General features: G+C 63.8%; 19 protein-coding genes, 1 pseudogene and 1 riboswitch. Of the genes and pseudogenes, 11 read left to right on the forward strand and 9 right to left on the reverse strand.

Annotated elements, in window-relative coordinates:
- Positions 1-70: 70 nt before the first annotated feature.
- Both UC34_RS16760 and UC34_RS25460 read right to left on the reverse strand, forming a co-directional pair.
- A complete protein-coding gene (locus tag UC34_RS16760; protein WP_052811104.1) occupies positions 71-1,873 on the reverse strand; it encodes a Y-family DNA polymerase in 1,803 nt (600 codons plus the stop codon).
- Complete coding sequence (locus UC34_RS25460) at positions 1,830-2,747, reverse strand: hypothetical protein (protein WP_052811105.1); 918 nt, start codon at positions 2,745-2,747, stop codon at positions 1,830-1,832. Before UC34_RS25460 ends, UC34_RS16760 begins: the two co-directional genes overlap by 44 nt.
- 212 nt (positions 2,748-2,959) lie before the next feature.
- Between UC34_RS25460 and UC34_RS16770 the strand changes: the two genes are divergently transcribed.
- Positions 2,960-4,270: an Nramp family divalent metal transporter gene (locus UC34_RS16770; RefSeq protein ID WP_044456445.1), complete on the forward strand. Its 1,311-nt coding sequence runs from the start codon at positions 2,960-2,962 to the stop codon at positions 4,268-4,270.
- A 90-nt stretch (positions 4,271-4,360) separates the two neighbouring features.
- On the opposite strand, the gene UC34_RS16775 is transcribed toward UC34_RS16770, so the two are convergent.
- A complete protein-coding gene (locus tag UC34_RS16775; protein ID WP_044456446.1) occupies positions 4,361-4,768 on the reverse strand; it encodes a nuclear transport factor 2 family protein in 408 nt (135 codons plus the stop codon).
- A 304-nt stretch (positions 4,769-5,072) separates the two neighbouring features.
- Here UC34_RS16775 and UC34_RS16780 point away from each other — a divergent pair, with 304 nt between their 5' ends.
- The 3 genes from UC34_RS16780 (at position 5,073) to UC34_RS16790 (ending at position 6,994) form a co-directional block, all read left to right on the forward strand.
- Positions 5,073-5,813: a CsgG/HfaB family protein gene (locus tag UC34_RS16780; protein ID WP_084070749.1), complete on the forward strand. Its 741-nt coding sequence runs from the start codon at positions 5,073-5,075 to the stop codon at positions 5,811-5,813.
- A gap of 153 nt (positions 5,814-5,966) precedes the next feature.
- The gene (locus UC34_RS16785) at positions 5,967-6,332 is read left to right on the forward strand and encodes a DUF4810 domain-containing protein (RefSeq protein ID WP_418303907.1); all 366 of its coding nucleotides are present in this window, start codon (positions 5,967-5,969) and stop codon (positions 6,330-6,332) included.
- Positions 6,329-6,994: a DUF799 domain-containing protein gene (locus UC34_RS16790; protein WP_044456448.1), complete on the forward strand. Its 666-nt coding sequence runs from the start codon at positions 6,329-6,331 to the stop codon at positions 6,992-6,994. Before UC34_RS16785 ends, UC34_RS16790 begins: the two co-directional genes overlap by 4 nt.
- 381 nt (positions 6,995-7,375) lie before the next feature.
- Here UC34_RS16790 and UC34_RS16795 read toward each other — a convergent pair whose 3' ends face one another.
- The 4 genes and pseudogenes from UC34_RS16795 to UC34_RS16810 form a co-directional block, all read right to left on the reverse strand.
- Complete coding sequence (locus UC34_RS16795; protein ID WP_072617503.1) at positions 7,376-7,516, reverse strand: DUF3563 family protein; 141 nt, start codon at positions 7,514-7,516, stop codon at positions 7,376-7,378.
- A gap of 492 nt (positions 7,517-8,008) precedes the next feature.
- Positions 8,009-8,398: pseudogene (gene cueR / locus UC34_RS16800) on the reverse strand (Cu(I)-responsive transcriptional regulator); the annotation flags it as partial.
- A 7-nt stretch (positions 8,399-8,405) separates the two neighbouring features.
- A complete protein-coding gene (locus UC34_RS16805) occupies positions 8,406-9,212 on the reverse strand; it encodes an endonuclease/exonuclease/phosphatase family protein (protein ID WP_084071037.1) in 807 nt (268 codons plus the stop codon).
- Between the two features lie 258 nt (positions 9,213-9,470).
- On the reverse strand, positions 9,471-11,948 hold the full coding sequence (locus UC34_RS16810) for a heavy metal translocating P-type ATPase (protein WP_044456449.1): 2,478 nt from the start codon (positions 11,946-11,948) through the stop codon (positions 9,471-9,473).
- A gap of 298 nt (positions 11,949-12,246) precedes the next feature.
- Between UC34_RS16810 and UC34_RS16815 the strand changes: the two genes are divergently transcribed.
- The 3 genes from UC34_RS16815 (at position 12,247) to UC34_RS16825 (ending at position 14,418) form a co-directional block, all read left to right on the forward strand.
- Complete coding sequence (locus tag UC34_RS16815; RefSeq protein ID WP_044456450.1) at positions 12,247-12,447, forward strand: heavy-metal-associated domain-containing protein; 201 nt, start codon at positions 12,247-12,249, stop codon at positions 12,445-12,447.
- Between the two features lie 190 nt (positions 12,448-12,637).
- A riboswitch (FMN riboswitch) is annotated at positions 12,638-12,814 on the forward strand.
- A 97-nt stretch (positions 12,815-12,911) separates the two neighbouring features.
- Positions 12,912-13,628: a 3,4-dihydroxy-2-butanone-4-phosphate synthase gene (gene ribB, locus UC34_RS16820; RefSeq protein WP_237165132.1), complete on the forward strand. Its 717-nt coding sequence runs from the start codon at positions 12,912-12,914 to the stop codon at positions 13,626-13,628.
- 211 nt (positions 13,629-13,839) lie between these two features.
- Positions 13,840-14,418 (forward strand): PaaI family thioesterase, encoded by a 579-nt coding sequence (locus UC34_RS16825; RefSeq protein ID WP_044456451.1) that lies wholly within the window; start codon positions 13,840-13,842, stop codon positions 14,416-14,418.
- 171 nt (positions 14,419-14,589) lie between these two features.
- On the opposite strand, the gene UC34_RS16830 is transcribed toward UC34_RS16825, so the two are convergent.
- On the reverse strand, positions 14,590-16,377 hold the full coding sequence (locus UC34_RS16830; protein ID WP_044456452.1) for a cation:proton antiporter: 1,788 nt from the start codon (positions 16,375-16,377) through the stop codon (positions 14,590-14,592).
- Positions 16,378-16,974: 597 nt separating this feature from the next.
- On the opposite strand from UC34_RS16830, the gene UC34_RS16835 reads away from it, so the two are divergent.
- The 4 genes from UC34_RS16835 to UC34_RS16850 all read left to right on the forward strand — a co-directional run bounded on the left by UC34_RS16835 (position 16,975) and on the right by UC34_RS16850 (position 20,463).
- Positions 16,975-17,670, forward strand: a complete 696-nt coding sequence (locus tag UC34_RS16835) for a DUF2848 domain-containing protein (protein WP_044456453.1) — start codon at positions 16,975-16,977, stop codon at positions 17,668-17,670.
- A 14-nt stretch (positions 17,671-17,684) separates the two neighbouring features.
- A complete protein-coding gene (locus UC34_RS16840) occupies positions 17,685-18,395 on the forward strand; it encodes a GntR family transcriptional regulator (RefSeq protein WP_084070752.1) in 711 nt (236 codons plus the stop codon).
- A gap of 2 nt (positions 18,396-18,397) precedes the next feature.
- Positions 18,398-19,786, forward strand: coding sequence for an amidase (locus tag UC34_RS16845; protein ID WP_044456454.1), 1,389 nt, complete (start codon positions 18,398-18,400; stop codon positions 19,784-19,786).
- Positions 19,787-19,950: 164 nt separating this feature from the next.
- On the forward strand, positions 19,951-20,463 hold the full coding sequence (locus tag UC34_RS16850) for a disulfide bond formation protein B (RefSeq protein WP_044456455.1): 513 nt from the start codon (positions 19,951-19,953) through the stop codon (positions 20,461-20,463).
- Between the two features lie 28 nt (positions 20,464-20,491).
- On the opposite strand, the gene UC34_RS16855 is transcribed toward UC34_RS16850, so the two are convergent.
- Entirely contained in the window at positions 20,492-21,457 is a 966-nt protein-coding gene (locus UC34_RS16855; protein ID WP_044456456.1) for a LysR substrate-binding domain-containing protein, read from the reverse strand.
- Positions 21,458-21,513 lie beyond the last annotated feature (56 nt).

A 21,513-nucleotide genomic window follows, 5' to 3' on the forward strand; every position in this document is an offset into this window, starting at 1 on the left:
GTCGAAATTCATCGGACAGCCATTCCACCTGTCTCAATCTGCCTCAGCCGCCTTAGCTGCCTCAGCTGCCTCAGCCGAACAGACCATGCAAATACCACGCGGCATCGGCCCCTTTCACGGGACGCTCGCGAAACACCCACAGCAATGCCCCTGACGTATCGGCAGCAATGAAGTAGTCGCGCGTGACCGTACCCGGCTCCCACCACCCCGCCTCGATGCGCTCGGGTCCGCTCACCAGTTGCAACGGCCCCTGCCGCCACGGCCGCTCCTGTTGCACGCGCAATCGCTGCGGCGTATCGAGCAACCATGCCGGGCGCGGTGGCAAGGTGTTTGCGGTCTCCGGCAGATGACGGTTCGTCCCCGATGCCGCCCCTTGAGCCGCATGACCTGCGCCACGCCCGCCAGGATTGCTTCCCGCATTGCCTCCCGCATTGCATCCCGCATTGCCTCCATATGGCACGCTAACGAACGCCGCCTCGGGGCGATGATCGCCGCGCACTTGCAAACGTCGCACGTGCTCGTCTCCCAGACGCGCCGCTACGCGCTCCATCAGTTGCACGAAATCCTGCCGCTCACGCCCCGGCTCGGGCAGCAACGAACCGCTTTGCGGGACGTAAGGCGCCGTCTGCGTCACGTCGAGTCGCAGCGTCAGCACTGGCGCGACCAGCGGGGAACGGGCGAGCCGCTCCTTGCACAACGACAGCAAATGCGCCGGTGCCGCACTCGGCTCGGACAACCGGATGTCGAAGTGCGTCGGCGCCAGGGTTTCCCGGCCGAGCGGTTCGTGTTCGAGGATTAGCGTCAGGGCACGCGTTGCCAGTTGCCCGGCGGTGAGCCATCCCGTCAATTGCGCCAGCAGACGACGCAAGCCGAAAAGCAGCACGTCGACGTCGTGAGTGAGCGACGGTAACGGCAGCACCGCCTCGAAATACGGCGGTGCGCGATACCACGTCGGCGCCTCCGGCATCTCGCCATAGGCTCGGGCAAGCGAGGCAGGCAGTTCGCTGCCACACCGGCGTCTCACGCCCGCCGAAGGCAGCGCCCGCAATTCGCCCAACGTCGCACAACCGATCTGGGCAAGCCAGTCGAGCCACGGCCGGGCCTCGGACAACAACGCGACGGACAGCGAATCGAGTTGCTGGGGCAATGCCGCCAACGGGGGCGGCAACAAGCGCTCAGGAGGGTAAGCCGACGCGTTCGGTGCGTTCGATAGGTTCGGTGCGTTCGATACATTCGACCTGCCCGGCGCGAACGCCGTCATCGATGACGACGCATCCCCCGCCCTCGACGTCGGTGACGGCACCGTCACCGGCACGATCGAGCGGCGCGACGCCCGTGACTTCATCGCCGCCTGCATGTCCATCGTCGTCGGCGCATGGGGATCGACGCGCGCCGGCACCGCCTGCGCCGCGCGGGCGAGCAATGCTGCGGCACTGGCCGTGGCCGCGATGCCAAGCGAAGCCCGGTGCCCCAGCGCCTCTGCACTCTCCAGCACCTGCACCGCCAGCGAGGCCAGACCGCCGAACAAGCGCAAACTCGGCGCCACATCGATCACCACGCAATGCGGCGCGACGATCGCCACATCGGGGCCGAAGCGCAGCAATGCCAGGGCCAGGGCTTCCAGCGCCTGCGCTTCGGCGGCTTCGTCACGGTCATGAAACCGCGCCTGTGGCAACAGAGCCAGCACACCGCCGCGACGCATACCCGATTGCACCCCGGCTGCCTGCGCCGCCTCGCTCGCTTGCCAGACACGCGACTGCGCCAGCACCACCGTCGTGTCGGGCGATACCTCGGCTTGTCCGTCCGCCCTCACAGGGACAGATGCCAACTCAAGCGCCAGATATGGCAGATGCAGGGCGATCCAGCAGGCCATGCAAGACTCCGGAAGCAGAAATGAAAGAGACCGTGGACGGCACGGGCGAAGGAGCGGGATCCGGCCGGGCATGCAACGGCGTGGCGTCGTCCCGGCTTCCCGCCGCCGGGTGTGATGCGCGCGTATAGGGTGCCGGCAACGTCAACCAAAGCGGTTCGAGACGAGGGGGCCCGCGACGCTTGTGAAACTGCACGCCGAGCCGACTACCCTCGCCGACCGTCAGTCCCAATCGCAGCGATGCTGCCGAGGCGGTCGCGACCGCCGCCGCAGGGCGCATTACCCAGGTCAGCGTCTCACTGCCACCAGCGGCCACCTGAAGACGCCGGAGTTGCTCGGGCGTAGCCGACGGCAACCATGACAGCACCGCACCGCAGCAAGCACTCTTGAGCGCCTGCTCGGCGCACCACAGCATGTCGCGGTCTTCGACCCTCATGCCTCTCCTGGCTCCCATGCCCCCCCTCTCTCCCCTGTGCCTCATCTCCCCCGTGGGGTCTCCGAGGTCCCGCGGACTCATGCCGCGCTGGCGTCTGGACGATGCCGACGCCGCAGATACCGGACGCATCACTACGCTGAGCCAACGCAGATCGATGCCCCAGCCCGCCAGCGCCGGGGCATACGGCAACATGGGCGGGCCAATGACCATCACCGGCTTGCCCGCCTGCGTCAGCGCACGCAGTGCCGGCGCAAGCAAGCGCCACTCCCCGATTCCCGGACGCTCGCTTAACAACTCCGTCACCGCACCATGCGGCCACCCGGCGCCGGGTAGCTCGGCGTCGAGTTCCGCAAAACCGGTGGTATGGCCCGCGCGATGGCAATGTGCCAGTTCGCTGGCACGCCATAACCCGGCAGGCAAGGAGGAAAGCGGCAGAGCCATCTGGAGAATCAAGCACCCGAATACTGTATGAATGTACAGTATAGCAGTTCATGACGCCTTGACGGCCTTTCCATGCGCTGGCAATAACGTCGATGCCGCTTGCAGGCGAACGCCCGCCCGGCTAACGTGAGCGACGTTGCACGACAACCGCACAGACTCCGCACAAGCTCCGCATAAATTCCGCACGAAAACCCGCACGAAAGCCGCCCCTCATGCCGCTCCCGACTACCGCCACCGCCCCCTTCTGCCCCTCGGAGGTCAAGGGCAGCATCGTCATCGACGCGCGCCAATCGCGCTGGGTCAAACTCAAACGCTTCGCCGGTCCCGGCCTGCTCGTCGCCATCGGCTATATGGACCCCGGCAACTGGGCGACGGACATTCAGGCCGGTTCGCAATTCGGCTATTCGTTGCTGTGGGTCGTGGCGCTATCGAGCCTCGCGGCCATCTTTCTTCAAATGCTCGCGGCCCGGCTGGGACTGGTCGCCGGGCGCGATCTCGCCCAGGCCAGCTACGAACGCTACGGTCGCACAGGGCGTCTCGTGCAATGGATCACCGCCGAAATTTCCATCATCGCGTGCGATATCGCCGAGGTGCTCGGTTGCGCATTGGCGTTCAAGTTGCTGCTGGGCGTGCCGATCACGTGGGGGATCGTCCTCACGGCGCTCGACACGATGATCGTGCTCGGCCTGCAAGGCAAAGGGTTTCGTCAGATCGAAGCGATCGTTTTCGGACTGATCGGCACAATGGCGTTCTGCTTCGTCGCGCAAGTGGCAATGGTGCCGCCCGACTGGCATGCCGTCGCCGCAGGTCTCGTACCCGGCGCACCCAGTCATGACCGGCGCGACGCCATCGTGCTGGCGCTGGGCATCGTGGGCGCGACGATCATGCCGCACAACCTGTATCTGCACTCGTCCGTGGTACAAACCCGGCGGGTGATCGGCGGCAAGCGGGGCGACGTACGCGACACGCTCGCATTGGTGCGTATCGATACCTGGGGATCGCTGCTGATCGCCATGTGCGTGAATGCGGCAATTCTGATTCTTGCGGGTTCGGTCTTTCATGCCAGCGGGCAGACCAACGTCACCGATATCGAACAGGCATATCAGTTGATCACGCCGATTGCGGGGGGCGCCGCGGCGTTCATGTTCGGCCTAGCGCTGCTCGCTTCCGGACAAAGCTCCACACTTACCGGCACCATCGCAGGACAGGTAATCATGGACGGCTTCCTGCGCACCCGGATTCCGTGCTATCAGCGTCGGCTGATCACGCGCGGCCTTGCGCTCGTGCCCGCGCTGCTCGGTGTGCTGTGGCTCGGCGACGGTGCGGTAGGCAAGCTACTCGTGTGGAGTCAGGTATTGCTCAGCCTGCAATTGCCGTTCGCGATGTGGCCGCTCATTCGTTCGGTCAGCGACCCGCGCGTGATGAAAGGCCATGCGATCGCACGCCCGACGCAGGCGTTTGCGTGGTGCCTTTTCGTCGTGATTACCGGCACCAACCTGTTACTGATCTTTGGACTGAATTGACACGATGGCGGCACGGTATCGTCGTGCCGCCATCGCGCTTCACGCCGTCCATGGGTTTCGTCTTGCAAACCCGGAGACGGACGACGCCTGTCAAAGACCGAGATCGCTCAACCCCGGATGATCGTCGGGACGGCGTCCCAGCGGCCAGCGGAACAGGCGATCACTCTCGGCGATACGGGAATCGTTGATGCTGGCGTGGCGCACGGCCATCAGCCCTTGCGCATCGAACTCCCAGTTCTCGTTGCCATACGAACGGAACCAGTTGCCCGAATCGTCTCGCCACTCGTACGCAAACCGGACCGCGATGCGGTTGTCGGCGAACGCCCACAACTCCTTGATCAGCCGGTAATCGAGTTCGCGCTGCCATTTGCGTGTCAGGAATTCGACGATCTGATCGCGTCCACGCGGAAACTCGGCACGATTGCGCCAACGGCTGTCGACGGTATAGGCCAACGCAACTCGCGCAGGATCACGCGAGTTCCATCCGTCCTCAGCCATGCGGACTTTCTGAATTGCTGTTTCCTTTGTAAAGGGCGGAAGGGGCGGACGTGCTTCGATATCGGCCACGGCGAGACTCCTGTCGAAACGGTGAGGGGTGTGAGGGGAACGACTCGCCGAGTGTATCGCCAAGCCACATTCGCTGCCTGACGCAAGGGTACGGCGCGACGGATGCTACCGTCACAACACGGCAAAAACGCGTGCTACCATCAGCCCCCCTTATCAAGTCTTATAACAACAGTGACTCACAAACGATAGGGGGCATCAGATGTCCGCGCGGGCTGGTACGAACGACGAGCTACGAATGTCGAATGTCGCTACGTATCGCCTGGCGGGCCACATCACACTCAGGGGTATCACCGTGCATAAAAAGAAGTTCAGCTTTGCGCTGCTCGGCGCCGCCACGCTCTCTGTGGCAGTGCTCGGCGGTTGCGCTACCGAAAGTTCGCGTTCCATGGAAGTCGCCAAGGTCGAAAGTGCCAGCCGTCCGTACGTCGGTGTGCGCACGCCGATCGCCGTGGGCAAGTTCGATAACCGTTCCGCTTATATGCGCGGCGTTTTTTCCGATAACGTCGACCGCCTCGGCAGTCAGGCCAAGACGATCCTGATTACCCATCTGCAACAAACCAATCGCTTCAATGTGCTCGACCGTGACAACATGGCCGAGATCCGTCAGGAAGCCGACATCAAGAAAACGAAGCAAACGCTCAAGGGCGCCGACTACGTGATTACCGGTGATGTCGTCGAGTTCGGCCGCAAGGAAGTGGGCGACAAGCAGCTCTTCGGCATTCTCGGCCGCGGCCGCGAACAAATCGCCTATGCCAAGGTGAACCTGAACGTGGTCGACATCGCCACGTCGGAAGTTGTCTACTCGAGCGGCGGCGCCGGCGAGTTTGCCCTGTCCAACCGCGAAGTCATCGGCTTCGGCGGCACGGCGGGTTACGACTCGACGCTCAACGGCAAGGTCCTCGACCTCGCCATGCGTGAAGCCGTCAACAACCTCGTCGCCGGCATCGAAAGCGGCGCCTGGAAGCCCGGCAAGTAAACCGACCGACGCCTCTTTTGCCGCATGCCGCAGCGCGTGACATCTCATGCGCCCGATCTCGCACGTCAATACATCATGCGGGTTCGAACGCGATGCGATCGACGCGCAAGCGGCGGCATGTCTGCCAGGATCTCTATTGTCATGAATCGCACCATGTCATTTGGCCGCCTTGCCGTGGCGGCCATCGCCTGCGGCGCAATCGTCGCACTATCGGGCTGCGCCACGCAGCCCAAACCCCTTTACGACTGGGAAAGCTACCAGCCGCAGGTCTACGAGTACTTCAAGGGTGAACCGAAGGAAGCGCAGATCATTGCCCTGGAGCGTGATCTGGAAAAGATCAAGGCGTCCAATAACGCAGCGCCTCCCGGCTACCACGCTCACCTGGGCCTGCTCTATGCGTCGGTCGGCAAGTCCGACAAGATGGTCGAGCAATTCCGGATCGAGAAGCAATTGTTCCCCGAGTCTGCCAACTACATCGACTTCCTGCTCAAGAACAAGACCACGGAGGCCAAGCAATGATCGCCCGACTGTGTCAATGGATGATGGTCGCCGCGCTGGCCGCCGTGATGACCGGCTGCGCCGTGCATCAAGCCAGGCCGTACGACTACACCGCGTTCAAGGAAAGCAAACCGAAGTCGATTCTGGTGCTGCCGCCTCTCAATGAATCACCGGATATCGACGCGACTTACAGTGTGTTGTCGCAGGTCACCGTGCCGCTCGGCGAAGCTGGCTACTACGTGATGCCGGTCGCACTGGTCGACGAGTCGTTCCGTCAGAACGGCCTGAGCGTGGCTGGCGACATCCATCAGATCAGCCCTGCCAAGCTACGCGAAATCTTCGGGGCGGACGCCGCGCTCTACATCAAGATTTCGCAGTACGGCACGAAGTACATGGTGCTCGACAGCGCTACGGTCGTGACGGTCTCCGCCGAGCTCATCGATCTGCGCAATGGGGCGAAGCTCTGGAGCGGCGCAGCCAGCGCGTCGAACAACGAAGGCAACAACAACAGTGGGGGCGGTCTGATCGGCATGTTGATCACTGCGGCCGTCAAGCAGATCGTCAACAGCGTGTCGAACGCGGGCTATGCGGTCGCGGGCACCGCCAACGCACGCCTGCTGTCTGCCGGACGTCCTAATGGCATGCTTTACGGCCCACGCTCGCCAAAGTACGGCACCGACTAAGCCCCTGCTCTCTCGCGGATGCGAGGCCTTCGCATGTCAACAAACATGCCCCGGCGGGGGAACAGCGCCGGGGCACACCATGGCTTGCGCTGACCTGCACTGATTTGTGCTGATTTGGGGAAGAACGCACACCGGGACGTGTGGACGCCGGAAACGAGGCGGAAACGAGGCGGAAATGAAGCCTGGAAGAAGCGTAAACGACAAAGCCCGCCAAAACGGCGGGCTTATTCGTGCCAATCCCGGAACGGCAGGACGGCATCCGGACTCACGGCTGGGCGCCGTCGCACGTCATTACACAATGACGGGAATCGCCCGATGAGACGATCGACTTGCCTGGCTGCGCCAGCGACGACCGTTCGTCCGGAAGGACTTCAGACTTGCTTAGTAACCGGCGGTTTCGAGCGCGCGGATACGTTGTTCCAGCTCAATGATGTCCTTCGACTCAGCCAGGAACGCTTCACGACGACGACGCTCAGCAGTTTCGAACCAAGTGTTCACGACTTCAAACAGGGCGGCAAACATGACGTTTCTCCATTTCAATTAGTGTGCTGCATCGCAGCAGTGTTTCGCATTATATAGGGTTTTCCCGTTAAGGGTTAGCCCCTATATGGGAAAAACCAACAGAATCTGCTAGAGCGTCACTTCGAATGGAGTCGATTCCTGTAAATTTTTATTAAAATCAAATACTTAAATAACTCACACCACATCCGGACAAGGCTCCGCGGCACGCTGTCGCAGGGGACGATCAAAATCCGGAAGACAAAAAAAGCGCCGCTGGTGCGGCGCGTCATGGAAAAGAATCGCGGGCGTCATGACATCCCTGTCATGTCCCTGCATCCTCTTCGCCCCTCACGGGACGTGCCGCGCCACCTGCGCGTCGCCCTCGCCGACCAGCCCACCGTTTGCGGCACCGGTAGCGCCCGGATCGGGTGCGGAGGTCGAATGTGCCGCAGTGCCACAAGCGGCCATCGTATTCGAGCCGCCCTCGCCTTTCACCGCGGGGTTGCCAGGCAATTCCGCGGCTGCCAGCCCTTCCAGAATCGGGCAATCCGGCCGGTCGTCGCCGTGACAGTGCATGGCGAGATGCGAGAGCGTGTCACGCATGGCGACCAGTTCGCCAATGCGCTGATTGAGGTCGTCGACGTGCGATTGCGCCAGCGCCTTCACCTGCGCACTGGAGCGCCCGCGATCCTGCCACAGCGCCAGCAACTGGCGAATCTGGTCAATGCCGAAACCCAGGCGACGCGCCTGACGAATGAAGCGCAGCAGGTGGAGATCCTGTTCGCCATAACGTCGGTAACCTGCCTCGGAGCGCGGGCTCGGGGGCATCAGGCCGATACTTTCGTAGTACCGGATCATCTTGGCCGTAACGCCGCTGGCCTGTGCCGCTTGTCCGATGTTCATGGCGACCTCACTGGGGGGAACGAGGGTTGAACGACGGGAGAGAGGAGCCGTTCACGGCCTTTTCGGTGTCCGACAGCACGAGTCGTGCACTGATAGGCGCATGATCGGAAATCCGCGACCAGGGGCGCCCGTGCAAAACCTGCGCCCCTTCGATATGAAAACCGCGCGCATAGATGCGGTCAAGTCGTAAAAGCGGCAATCCGCTCGGAAAACTGCGAGCCGGACGGCCGACACTATTCTGGAACACTTCCGTCAACGCCAGCTTTTCGGCCAGCAAACGGTCTGCCTGATTGCTCCAGTCGTTGAAGTCGCCCGCGATGATCAGCGGGGCATCCGCAGGAATCGCGTCGGCGACCCGCTCCGTGAGCATTTCGAACTGGCGCCGGCGGCCCTGCCCGGCAAGCGACAAGTGCACACACAGGCAATGCAGCGGCTGTGACAATCCCGGCACGGCGATTTCGCAATGAAGCATGCCGCGCTTTTCGAAACTATAGGTCGTGATGTCGTGATTGTCCGATTTAACGATCGGATAACGACTCAAAATCGCGTTTCCGTGGTGACCGTGTTCGTAGACGACGTTGCGGCCATAAGCGTGGTCGCGCCACATGGCCCCCGCCAGGAACTCGTGTTGCGGCTGCACCGGCCAATTGTTATGACGCACCGCATGCCGCTGGTGCATACCCTGGACTTCCTGAAGGAAGACGAGATCCGGGGCAAGCCCCTCCAACCCCGCGCGCAACTCATGAACGCGCAAGCGGTTGAACGCGGAAAAGCCCTTGTGAATGTTGTAACTCGCGATATGCAGACTATTCATATTCGGCAGCATCGACTCCGTGCCGGAAGACAGACGATATCAACTAGATGATGCCGCTTTCGGCGAATTTCAAGACAGGTAAAGATTTAGGCAACGCAATCTACGGTATCCGCAGGTGCGTCGCCCCTCAAAATTTCATTATGCGCCGTTCCCCTTGTGCTGGGGCAAACCGCCCTCAAACGCCGACGCGGCGGGGCTCACGAGCCTGTTCCGGTCGCCCGGCTCCGTCTGCCAAACTCCCCCTGCCACGCTATTGCACTATCCCGCTGCTCCCCCGCCCTGGTCGGCGGGACGCCACCGACGCAGCAGCAGCGCATTACTGACGACACTCACGCTGCTAAGCGCCATCGCCGCCCCGGCAATCACTGGACTCAACAACCCAAGCGCCGCCAGCGGAATCCCCACGACGTTGTAGGCAAACGCCCAGAACAGGTTCTGACGGATCTTCGACCATGTGCGACGAGATACGTCGATGGCATCCGCCACGCGCAACGGATCGCCGCGCATCAAGGTGATGCCCGCCGTCTGCATCGCCACGTCGGTACCCGACCCCATGGCGATACCGACATCGGCCGCCGCCAGCGCCGGGGCATCGTTGATGCCGTCACCGACCATGGCTACGACCGCGCCGTCGCGCTTGAGTTGCGTGATGACGTCGGCTTTGTGTTCCGGCAGTACGTCGGCGTGCACCTCGTCGAGGCCCAGCGCGCGCGCCACCGCCCGGGCGCTTCCCGCGTTGTCGCCCGTGACCATGACGCAACGCACGCCCAACGCATGCAGACGATCGATGGCGGGCCGGGCGCTTGCCTTGAGCGTATCGCCGAACGCCAGCAGCCCAAGCAGTCGCGCCCGGGCGGACTCGCCCATCTGCTCACCGCCCGTCTCGATCAGCCAGGACACCGTACGCCCTTCATCAGCCAGTCTGGCTGCCTCCGGCGCCAGCGCCCCCTGCGAGACGCCGACTTCATCGAGCAAGCGCGCATTTCCCAGTTGGAGCATGTGCGCACGCTGTGCACCGGCCTCCGATGCGATCCGAATCGTCGCCCGCATGCCACGGCCCGGCAATGCCGCAATGTCGGATGCCACCGGCACCGCCGACGTCTGCCCGGCCTCTTCGACCGCCGACATGACTGCCTTGGCCAACGGATGCGAACTGCCGGACTGCACCGCGGCGGCCCACTGCAACAGCCTTTCGGCCGTTGTCCCTTCGGCAGGCAGGTAAGCGACCAGACGTGGCTTGCCCTCCGTTAGCGTTCCGGTTTTGTCGAAGGCCACGACATTGATGCGATGCGCCAGTTCAAGCGCCTCGGCATCCTTGATCAGAATGCCCTGACGTGCCGCCGCGCCCGTGCCGACCATGATGGCCGCAGGCGTTGCCAGACCCAGCGCGCACGGACACGCAATCACCAGCACGGCTACGGCATTGAGCAATGCCGCCTCAAGCCCGATGCCGAGAAGCCACCCGCCAACGACAGTGGCGATGGCGATCAGGACCACCACCGGCACGAACACTGCCGCCACCCGGTCCACGGCACGCTGGATCGGTGCCTTGCCGGCCTGAGCATCTTCGACCATGCGGATGATGCGCGCCAGCGCGGTGTCCGACCCGACTGCCGTCGTCTCCACACGCAGGGTGCCCGCACCGTTGATCGAACCGCCCACGACCTTGTCGCCATCGGCCTTGTCGATAGGCAACGGCTCTCCGGTCAGCAAGGACTCGTCCAACTGGCTCGCGCCCTCACGAATCACGCCGTCGACCGGCACTCGCTCACCGGCGCGCACCACCACCCAATCCCCCACACTGACCTGCGCAAGCGGGACCGAGACCTCGCTGGCGGCACCGTGCGGATCGCGCAGCACCCGCGCCGTTTCGGGACGCAACGCCGCCAGCGCCCGAATGGCCTCCACAGTGCGCCGCTTGGCGCGCGCTTCGAGCCACTTGCCCAAAAGCACCAACGTGATGACCACCGCCGCCGCTTCGAAATACAAATGCGGCATGGCGCCGGAAGGCGCACGCCACCATTCGTACAGGCTTAGACCATATGCCGCCGACGTGCCCAGCGCCACGAGTAAATCCATGTTGCCGCTGCCGGCCCGCACCGCCTTGTAGCCCGCGCGGTAGAACCTCGCGCCCAGCCAGAACTGCACCGGTGTGGCAAGCAGCCACTGCACCCACGGCGGTGGCATGACATGCACACCGAACGGCTCGACGAGCATCGGCAACAACAAGGGCAGGGACAACACCGCCGCCACGGCCACAGGCCACCATGCCGGGCCCTGTTCGGTCGCGTGGACCTGTGCCGGATCGGACACCACAGACGCCTCATACCCCGCTTTCTCGACTGCCGCAGTCAGCATGGCGATGTCCATGACCCCGCGCACGCCTCGCACCGCCGCACGCTCGGTCGCCAGATTGACGTTCGCTTCGATCACGCCCGGCACGTTACGCAGCGCCTTTTCCACACGTCCCACGCAGGACGCGCAGGTCATGCCCCCAACGGCGAGTTCGAACGATTGCTCTGCGATCTGATATCCGGCGTCGCTCACTGCCGCCTCGACGGCGCTCAGCAAGGCCGCAGGCGTGACGTCGGCACTCGCTTCGACGGCTGCCGTTTCGGTAGCGAGATTCACATTGGCATCTGCCACACCAGGGGCACGCCGTAACGCCTTCTCCACCCGCGTCACACAAGACGCGCAGGTCATGCCTTCGATACCGACCGACCAGTTCTGAGTCATTTATGAGCCTCCGTGAGGACTGTCATCATGCGTCACAGCATAGACCTTGCCATGACAGGAAGGTCAAGCCCTGTCTGGCACCTTGTTGCGTGTCACGTTCCGGGCCTTCCCAGCTCGACTCATGAAGCACTCGTCCACCACGATAGCGCCACCGGAACCGCCCATGTTTGGGGGACGTCTGACCCGTTACCCGATTCATCCGAAAAAAGCGCTTGAGCTTACTGCCGTGGGAAGGTCTATGATTTGTGTCACTGATCAGTGACATTCGTGCAACCGAAACGCTTTCAAGGAGAGCAACATGCAAGTGCAAGTCGAAGGGATGAGCTGCGGTCATTGCGTCAAGGCCGTCACGCGTGCGATCACCGAGCGGGATGCCGACGCCAAGGTCAACGTGGATCTCGGCGCCGGACGTGTCGACGTGCAAAGTGCATTGTCGCCCGCCGAAGTCAGCGCCGCCATTACGGAAGCCGGTTACACGGTGAAAGGCACGCAGGACTAAGTCCCCGATCGGCGCGGTCGGCGCGATCGGCGCCGGATGAATGTCCGGCGTCGGTCCATTCCCACGCGCGCCGCGCGGCCTTCGCTGCAAAGCCGTAACACCTTGTGCTACGCTCTGTCTCGCCGAATACGCAATGACGCCGCGCAATGAGTCACCAGGATTCACCGCCAAGCGACATACGTCCGGCAATACACGTCTTCAGGGCGGGGTGAAAGTCCCCACCGGCGGTATGTGACGCCGCGCAGTTCGCTGCGCCGTCATGAGCCCGCGAGCGCCTGCCAGCGTTGCTTGAGCGACATCGGCGGGGTCAGCAGATCTGGTGCGAAGCCAGAGCCGACGGTCATAGTCCGGATGAGAGAAGATGCGTCGACACCCGCGTGCTATGGGATGCCGTTCCATGGTCACGTCCGTTCGCATGCCCCGAAAACGTTTTTCGCCCGATTGACTTACGCGAGGAGCGTTTCATGTCCACCAGCACCAACCGCAATCCCCAAGCGGCATCGCAAGACACCGCATCGACCGACGATCTGCACGCCTACCCGGCGTTCGCCGATCTGCCGCCGGTCGAGGTCCGCCTGAGCGCCGCGCTCGACGCCATGCGCGAAGGCCGTCCCGTCATCCTGATGGACGATCTCGATCGAGAGAACGAGGCCGACCTGATCGTCGCCGCCGAGAAAATCACCTCCGCCACGATGGCCCTGCTGATCCGCGAATGCAGCGGCATCGTATGTCTTTGCCTGCCTGACGAGACGCTCCGACGCCTCGATCTGCCGCCCATGGTCGAGCAGAACCAGAGCCGTTACGGCACCGCGTTCACGGTGACGATCGAAGCGCGTCAGGGCGTAAGCACCGGAGTGTCGGCCGCCGACCGCGTAACGACGATTCGCGCAGCGATCGCCGACGACGCGCAACCGTCCGACCTGTCGCGCCCGGGTCACGTGTTCCCGCTGCGCGCGCAGCCGGGCGGCGTGCTCACGCGTCGCGGTCATACGGAAGGCTCCGTGGATCTGGCGATTCTCGCCGGTCTGAAGCCCGCTGCCGTGCTGTGCGAGTTGATGAACCCGGACGGCACGATGACGCGCGGCGCCGACATCGAGCGCTTTGCCAGGCAGCACGATCTGCCGATCCTCACCATCGACGAACTGGCGAACTACCGCCTCGGCCACGCGCAGGCAGCCTGATCCGCGTAGTCACCCAACGGCGCGGCCCGGCCGATGCAGTCGATCCGGCCGGTTTGCCCCCTTCGGTCTCGAGGCCCGACGGCAAGCGCGTCCAGCGCGCTTGCCGTCGACGCTTCCCTCTAACGCGAAATGAGCCATCGAGCGCGGGCACTCCTATAATCGCCCAGACAAGCCGAATGCCTAGCATCATAAAAGTTACGAGGAAGGGATCATGAACACGAAGCCGGACAACGCCACGGATGCCGCCGCTGTTCTGGCGCAATGGGAAGCCGACGAAGCCGCCGTGCGCAGTCGCATCGCGAAAGCGGGTCCTGCGCGCTACGGCGTGGCGACGCCGTCCGACGTGATCGGCCTGTCCGGTCAGGAGATCTTCGATGCGATGTTCGCGGGCAAGCTCCCGATGCCGCCGATCAGCGAAACGCTCGGCTTCATTGCGGTCGAAGTCGCCAACGGCCGGGCCGTCTTCCAGGGACGCCCGGCGCTGCCCTACTACAACCCGCTCGGCTCGATTCACGGCGGCTGGTTCGCCACCCTGCTGGACTCGGCCGTTGCCTGCGCCATTCACTCGACGCTGCCCGCCGGTCGCAGCTACACCACGCTGGAGCTCAAGACCAACATGGTGCGCGCCCTCACGCGCGACATTCCGCTCGTGCGCGCCGAAGGCAAAGTCATCCAGGCGGGGCGTCAGGTCGGTATCGCCGAAGGCCGTATCGTCGGGCCGGACGGCACGTTGTACGCTCACGCCACGACGACTTGCCTGATTTTCGATTTCCCGCCGAAGAAGGCGTAAGCGAAGACGGAAAGCGAAGCGAAGACGGAAAGCGAAGCGCATCGGTGGCCGACACCGACGCGCGCTTCCTGCGTTTGCGTTCGTCAAAGGAACAAAGCCCGCCGAAGGATGACCTTGGCGGGCTTTTTCATTTTCAGACGTGCTGGCACATCGTCAAACCCTCATGCAGCCTCAATGCGACGACGATCCGCCACCGCCATGCTCGCCGTCGGGCTGGTGTTCGAGCGTTTCCTTGAGGGCGATCTGCAGCTTGGCGTGCATCCGCACGAACCAGCTGCGCATGAGGATGGCCAGCACCACCGTCCCTGCCACGATCAGCACGATCATCTCGGTGGACGGCAGGATACTCGCCGAGAGCGCCGCCACCAGGAGAATGACGCCGACCATGGCGGCAATCGGCAGGATCTCGGCCACCACGCGCCGCACCTGGAACGTGTAGCGCCCCGTCAGACTCGGCGGTACCGACAGTTCCACCAGCAACAACGACAGCGACTTGAGCTTGCGATACACCGCGATCAGGAACGGCAACGACAGCACCAGTGCGCCGCCCCACACGACGGCACTTTGCAGGCTCGGATCCGAGACCCATGGCTTCATCAGTTCGGCAAGACGGCGATAGAAGAAGGCGCCGCCCAGGAAAATCGTCACGACAAGCGCCAGATTGATCGCCACGCTCACGACGATGCGACGCACGATCGTCACGATCGTGGCGCTGTCTCCCGTCAACTGAATGCTTTGCAGCCACTGGGTGTACTGCCCGAGCACGTACGACAGACGGCCCGGCATCGCCCGTCCCAGCCAGCCGGTGAACGGATCGGCGCTCTTGATGAGATACGGCGTCAGCAGCGTGGTAATGACCGAGACGGCCACGGCAATCGGATAGAGGAAGTCGCTGGTGACCTTGAGCGAGAGCCCGAGCGACGCAATGATGAACGAGAATTCGCCGATCTGCGAGAGTCCCATGCCGACACGCATGGACGTTCGCCCGTCCTGCCCCGACAGATAGGAACCGAGCCCGCACGAGACGATCTTGCCTACCACCACGGCCACCGTGATCACGAGGATCGGCCACACGTACGTGACCAGAACGTGCGGATCCAGCAAGAGGCCGATCGTGACGAAGAAGACCGCGCTGAACATGTCTCTGAGCGGTGCAACCAGCCGTTCGATCGTGTGGAGTTCACGCGCTTCGGCCATGATCGCGCCGATCAGGAACGCGCCGAGCGCCACGCTGTACCCCATCTGGATGACGAGCAGACAGAAGCCGAAGCACAGGCCGAGCACGACGACCAGCAACATCTCGTCGCTCTTGAATTTCGCCACGTAGGCCAGGATGCGGGGCACCAGCAAGATGCCCACGACCAGCGACACGACCATGAATAGCAGCAGCTTGCCCAGCGTGAAGGTGGCCTCGCCGGCGTCGACCTGACCGCTGATGGCGATACCCGAGAGCAGCGCGATCATGCCGATGGCGAGCACATCTTCCACGATCAGCACGCCGAAGATCAGTTGCGCGAAACGTTCCCGCTTCATGCCGAGTTCATCGAGCGCCTTGACGATGATGGTCGTCGAGGAGACGGCCAGCATGGCGCCCAGAAAGATCGAGTCCATCGCCTTCCAGCCGAAGAAGCGGCCGATCTCGTAGCCGATCCAGAGCATGAGCACAATCTCGGTGATGGCCGCGACGAACGCCGTCACGCCCACCCGCGCAAGCTTGCGCAGACTGAACTCCAGACCCAGCGAGAACATCAGGAACACGACACCGAGTTCGGCAAGGATTCCGATGGTCTTCTCGTCATGGATGAGCGCAAACGGCGGCGTGTAAGGCCCGATGATCACGCCAGCCACGATATAGCCGAGCACGACCGGTTGCCGGAACCGGTTGAAGATGACCGTCACGATGCCCGCCAGCAGCATGATGACGGCCAGATCCTGAATGAAGTCGATGGCGTGATGCATCCGATACGTTCTCCCCGCAGCGCGTTGCGCCGATATTGATGTTCTTGACCCCACGCCCGGAACGCGCCGCATCCCGATAAAGACGCTGCGAAGATACAAGGCGTGATGCTTGATGAAGGTGGGAAGCCGGTCAGGTGTTGCCCCCTGCCGACTTGATAGACGTTGCGTTCGCTCGCCCGGGTTGCCCCGTCCGCCCGGATCGCGAATCCTGATTGCGGCTTCCCGCTTTCCGCTTCCGAATGCCCGGGCAGATTTGCCACCGAAACGACCTTCTGCGAACCCCAGTGGGGCCTCCGGTTCGCACACCGGAACCGCAAATCAGACGAATATTCGGCCGGAAACCGGCGCCGAATCAATATACGCGATGGCTGGACACGCGTGCAACCCAAGATTGACGGGGCTTTTCATAAAAAATTCCCGTTTTTCACGTTGTTGTCTGAAATTTTTTTTCTTGCTTTTTGTCTCCTCCGCATGTGAAATATCACAAATATATCAAACGAATTTCACTTGCACCGCCATGCCGGCGTACGCAGGTGCGTTCCCGTCGTTCCCGGCGCCGCTATGCGTCGGTGTGTCTTTCACAGGAGTTGTCGACGTATGAGTTCTCGCTTGTCCTTTGCGGTGCCCGCCATTTCACGTGACGCCGTCGCTGTCCATGTCGACGTCGCGCTCGACACGTTGATCGTGGCCGGATGGGCCGGACGCGACGCGGCAGCCGTCGAGCATCACATCGCCGAGCTGGCCACGCTGGGCGTGCGCCGCCCGTCGAGCACGCCGTGCTTCTACCGTCTCGCACCCGCCCTGCTCTCTCAGGACGACGCCATCGACGTCGTTGGGCAGACGAGCAGCGGCGAAGCCGAATGCGTGCTCGTGCGTCAGGGCGACACGCTGCTCGTGAGCGTGGGCTCGGATCACACCGACCGCGAAGTGGAGGCTTATGGCGTGACCGTCTCCAAGCAGGTCTGCGCCAAGCCGCTCGCCCGCGACGCGTGGCACCTTGCCGATGTCGCCGCCCATTGGGATCGACTGGAACTGCGCTCCTGGGTGACACGCGATGGAGAGCGGCGCCTGTATCAGGAAGGCACCGTCGCCGGTCTGCTCTCGCCCCAGGAGTTGATGGCGAAGCTCGGTGCGGCGGGCTTGCCGTCGGGCGCGGCAATGTTCTGTGGCACACTCGCTGCCATTGGCGGCGTAGCGGGCGGCGAGCAGTTCGAGATCGAACTGCACGACCCGGTCCTCGGCCGCACGATCCGGCATCGCTACGCCACGCAGGCGCTGGCGATCGCCGACTGACTGCCCTTGCTCCCATGCCCAACGACACAGCCTTCGAGTCACGTCACAATGCCGATGCAGTAACGGCCACCGACATTTCGCCAACGACGCCTGATGGCCGCAGCCTGACCGAGCGCGCTTACGAAGCGATCAAGTACGACATCATCACGCTGCGTCTGCGCCCTGGCGAGATCCTCAACGAAGCGCAACTGATGCAGTCGACGGGACTCGGACGCACACCGGTGCACCAGGCCATGCACCGGCTGGCGCTCGAGGGGCTGCTGGTGATCCTGCCGCGCAAAGGCGCGATGGTCGCGCCCGTCTCGCTGAACGACGCCCTCGAGATCATCGACGTGCGCATGATCAACGAGACGTATTGCGTTGAACTCGCGGCGCGAGCGGCAACCCCGGGCGACCTCGCCGCCATGCGCGCCGTCCTGGCGGGGTCGCGCGAGGCCATTGCAACGCGAGATGTCGCGCAAATGATGCGTATCGACCGCGATTTCCATCTCGCGATCTCGCGGACCTCGCGCAACCATACACTCGCAGAGTTGCTGCGCGGTCTGCACGAGCGCTCGCTGCGCTTCTGGTTTCTCGCCCTGTCGACGCCCAGCCATCTGGAGGGCGTCTATGAAGAGCATCTCGAACTGTTCGAAGCGCTTGCCGCGCACGACGGCGAGCGGGCCCGACGGGCCATCGCCCGTCACATCGAAGAATTCCGCACCCATATTCTGAAAGCGATCTGAACATGAGCATCGACGCCATCGATCTGCAACGCCCCCTGTCCGAACTCGCCGCCGCGCTCGACGCCGGACGCACCACCAGCCGCGCCCTCACCGAGCAGGCGCTCGCGCGCATCGCCGACCCGGCCGGGCAGGGCAAGGTCGTGTTCACGCATGTCGACGCGCAAGCCGCGCGCGAGGCTGCCGACGGACTCGACGCATTGCGCCGTGCAGGCACACGCCTGTCGCCGCTGATGGGCATCCCCGTCTCGGTCAAGGATCTGTTCGACGTGGCAGGGCAGGTCACGCGTGCCGGCTCCACGGTGCTCGCCGACGCAGCCCCCGCCACGCGTGACGCCCTTGCCGTCGCGCGCCTGCGTCAGGCCGGGGCGGTGATCGTCGGGCGTACCAACATGACGGAGTTCGCCTTCTCGGGGCTCGGCCTGAATCCGCACTACGGCACGCCGCGCTCGCCGTGGCAACGTGAGGTCGGACATATCGCCGGCGGGTCGTCGTCGGGCGCTGCGGCGTCCGTGGCCGATGGCATGGCCGCCGTCGGTCTGGGCACCGATACCGGTGGCTCGATCCGCATCCCGTCGGCATTTTGCGGGCTGACAGGTTTCAAGCCGACGGCAGCTCGCACGCCGCGCGACGGCGCACTCCCCCTGTCGACGTCGCTCGACTCCGTCGGGCCCATCGGCCGCTCGGTCGATTGCTGCGCCAGGGTCGATGCCATTCTCTCGGGCCACACGGTGGATGAATCGCCCGCCATGGCGCGCGACGTGCGCGGCCTGCGCTTCGGTGTGTTGACCAACGTGGTGCTCGACGGCGCCGAGGCGGCAGCCCTCGCCACCTACGAACGTGCCCTCGCCACGCTCGCCAAAGCCGGCGCCACGTTAGTCGAGTTCACCTTCGCCCCGTTCAATGACTTGCCCGTCATCAACCGCTTCGGCTTCTCGCCCATCGAGGCCTATGCCTGGCATCGCAAGCTGCTGGCCGAACGCGCAGACGGCTACGATCCGCGCGTGCTCGTGCGCATTCGCAAGGGGGAGCCGGCAGGCGCGGCCGACTACATCGACCTGCTCAATGCACGGGCCGCCCTCATTGCCGCCGCGAACCCCGTCTGGCAAAGCTTCGACGCCGTGCTGTGCCCGACCGTGCCGCTCACGCCTCCGGCCATTGCCGCGCTCGAAGCCAGTGACGAGACCTTCACCGCCACCAACGCGCTGGTCCTGCGCAACCCCACCGCCATCAACATGATCGACGGCTGTGCGTTCTCGCTGCCGTGCCACGCGCCGGGAGACGCCCCAATCGGTCTGATGGCCAGCGGCGCGTCGGGCGACGATGCACGTCTGTTCCCCGTCGCGCGCGCCATCGAACACGCGCTGCGCTCGGCCGGACTTGTCGTCCATTGACCCTCGAAGGGCAACGCAAGCGTCTGATTTCGGGGTGAAAAGTTCCGTAACTTTTCAACTCACACGCGGCTTGGGCTGGGGTTACAATCCCAGCCCAAGTGCCTGCCGCCCGGCGTCATGCGGGGATCTGCGGGATTTGTGACGGTCTACCGCCCCGAAGTGAAATGAACGCTCAAATCGACCCGGCCCTGCGCCGCGAACGTCTGCTGTATCTCCTGCTCACCGTGGTTTGCCTTGCCTTGCTCGGCGGCGCCCTGTACTTCCAGTACGTGCTTCACGAAGACCCGTGTCCGCTATGCATTCTGGCGCGCTACGCGCTCGTGCTGATCGCGATCTTCGGGCTGGTGGGCGCGCTCTCGCGCGGATGGGCGGGCATTCAGGTCGCGCGCGTGCTCGCTGCACTCTCGGCCATTGGCGGCATGGCCGCTTCGGCCTATCTGATCTATGTGCAGGCCAATCCGATGGTGAGTTGCGGTTACGACGTCGTCGAAGCGTTCGTGGACAACCTGCCGACCTCGCGACTGCTGCCGCAGGTCTTCCGGGTGCAGGGCATGTGCCAGACGTTGTATCCGCCGATCCTCGGCCTGACGCTGCCGATGTGGTCGCTCACCGCGTTCGTCGTGATTTTCCTGTCGCTCGCGTTGCATCGCCCCCGCCGCGCCATTTCGTTGCGCTAAGACGCTAAGACACCAGAACGCCTTCCTCTCAGGGTCTCACCAGCGCCGGCGCATCCGTTGCAGCCCGGGTCGCGGCGTCGAGTTCCGTGGCCACTTCGGCAATGCGCCGCCGCAACCACGTCACCTCCGGGGCGGCGTGGGTGCGCTCATGCCATAGCTGATAGAAACGCATCGGCGGGAAGTCGATCGGCGACGGCACCACGCGAATCGGCAGATAGCGCGCGTAATGCTGCGCGAACTGGCGTCCCGTCGTGAACACCAGATCGGTGCGCATGAGCACGTACGGCACCAGTCCGAAGTACGGCATCGTCATCTGGATATTGCGACGCAGGCCCTGCTCGGCCAGATAGCCGTCGATGAAGCTCTGGCGCTCGGCCACGTAAGGCATCGGCGCCAGATGCGGCAACTCGAGGTAGTGTTTTAGCGAGATGCCCTTGTTGGCGAGCGGATGCTGCGCGCCGAGCATGCAGACCACTTCGTCGTCGAACAAACGCGACATATGCAATTGCGGCGGTGGCTCCAGCCAGTTGCCGATCACCACGTCGAGCGAACCGTTCTCCAGCGCCCCGGCGTAATCGAACCCGGCATTGATTGGCTGGACATGCAGTCGCGCCGAGGGTGCGTCGCGGCGCAGCACTTCGGCGATATTCGGCAGGAAGACGGCGTCGAGATAGTCGGGCGCGCCCAGCCGGAACGCCCGTGTGGTGGTCTGAGGCGCGAATTCCGTGCTGGGATGCGTGATACGCTCGATGGCGGCCAGCGCATCGGTGGCGTAGCCCAGCAGTTCCCGGCCGCGTTCGGTGGCGACCATGCCGCTCTTGCCCCGCACCAGAATGGCGTCGCCGGTGATCTCGCGCAAGCGGCGCAACGAGTTGCTGATGGCCGGTTGCGACTGGCCCAGCTTGAGCGCGGCGCGCGAGACACTTTGTTCGGTCAGCAGCGTATGAAGCACCCGCAGCAGGTAGGCGTCGATCTGTTCGCGGGGTCTTTGCATGGGTGGGGCGCTCTGGTGGCGTGTCGAACACCGGGAAACGGCGGGTTGAGCGGTAG

Source organism: Pandoraea vervacti, assembly GCF_000934605.2.
Classification (GTDB): Bacteria; Pseudomonadota; Gammaproteobacteria; order Burkholderiales; family Burkholderiaceae; genus Pandoraea; species Pandoraea vervacti.

Excerpts from the sequence above, each read along its gene's own strand:
- UC34_RS25460 (WP_052811105.1), bottom strand. The coding sequence starts at position 2,747 with ATGGCTCTGCCGCTTTCCTCCTTGCCTGCCGGGTTATGGCGTGCCAGC.
- UC34_RS16785 (WP_418303907.1), top strand. The coding sequence starts at position 5,967 with ATGTCATTTGGCCGCCTTGCCGTGGCGGCCATCGCCTGCGGCGCAATC.
- UC34_RS16855 (WP_044456456.1), bottom strand. The coding sequence starts at position 21,457 with ATGCAAAGACCCCGCGAACAGATCGACGCCTACCTGCTGCGGGTGCTT.
- UC34_RS16775 (WP_044456446.1), bottom strand. The coding sequence starts at position 4,768 with ATGGCTGAGGACGGATGGAACTCGCGTGATCCTGCGCGAGTTGCGTTG.
- UC34_RS16770 (WP_044456445.1), top strand. The coding sequence starts at position 2,960 with ATGCCGCTCCCGACTACCGCCACCGCCCCCTTCTGCCCCTCGGAGGTC.
- UC34_RS16760 (WP_052811104.1), bottom strand. The coding sequence starts at position 1,873 with ATGGCCTGCTGGATCGCCCTGCATCTGCCATATCTGGCGCTTGAGTTG.
- UC34_RS16805 (WP_084071037.1), bottom strand. The coding sequence starts at position 9,212 with ATGAATAGTCTGCATATCGCGAGTTACAACATTCACAAGGGCTTTTCC.
- UC34_RS16850 (WP_044456455.1), top strand. The coding sequence starts at position 19,951 with ATGAACGCTCAAATCGACCCGGCCCTGCGCCGCGAACGTCTGCTGTAT.
- UC34_RS16830 (WP_044456452.1), bottom strand. The coding sequence starts at position 16,377 with ATGCATCACGCCATCGACTTCATTCAGGATCTGGCCGTCATCATGCTG.
- UC34_RS16845 (WP_044456454.1), top strand. The coding sequence starts at position 18,398 with ATGAGCATCGACGCCATCGATCTGCAACGCCCCCTGTCCGAACTCGCC.
- UC34_RS16780 (WP_084070749.1), top strand. The coding sequence starts at position 5,073 with ATGTCGAATGTCGCTACGTATCGCCTGGCGGGCCACATCACACTCAGG.
- ribB (WP_237165132.1), top strand. The coding sequence starts at position 12,912 with ATGTCCACCAGCACCAACCGCAATCCCCAAGCGGCATCGCAAGACACC.
- UC34_RS16815 (WP_044456450.1), top strand. The coding sequence starts at position 12,247 with ATGCAAGTGCAAGTCGAAGGGATGAGCTGCGGTCATTGCGTCAAGGCC.
- UC34_RS16810 (WP_044456449.1), bottom strand. The coding sequence starts at position 11,948 with ATGACTCAGAACTGGTCGGTCGGTATCGAAGGCATGACCTGCGCGTCT.
- UC34_RS16835 (WP_044456453.1), top strand. The coding sequence starts at position 16,975 with ATGAGTTCTCGCTTGTCCTTTGCGGTGCCCGCCATTTCACGTGACGCC.
- UC34_RS16790 (WP_044456448.1), top strand. The coding sequence starts at position 6,329 with ATGATCGCCCGACTGTGTCAATGGATGATGGTCGCCGCGCTGGCCGCC.
- UC34_RS16840 (WP_084070752.1), top strand. The coding sequence starts at position 17,685 with ATGCCCAACGACACAGCCTTCGAGTCACGTCACAATGCCGATGCAGTA.
- UC34_RS16825 (WP_044456451.1), top strand. The coding sequence starts at position 13,840 with ATGAACACGAAGCCGGACAACGCCACGGATGCCGCCGCTGTTCTGGCG.
- UC34_RS16795 (WP_072617503.1), bottom strand. The coding sequence starts at position 7,516 with ATGTTTGCCGCCCTGTTTGAAGTCGTGAACACTTGGTTCGAAACTGCT.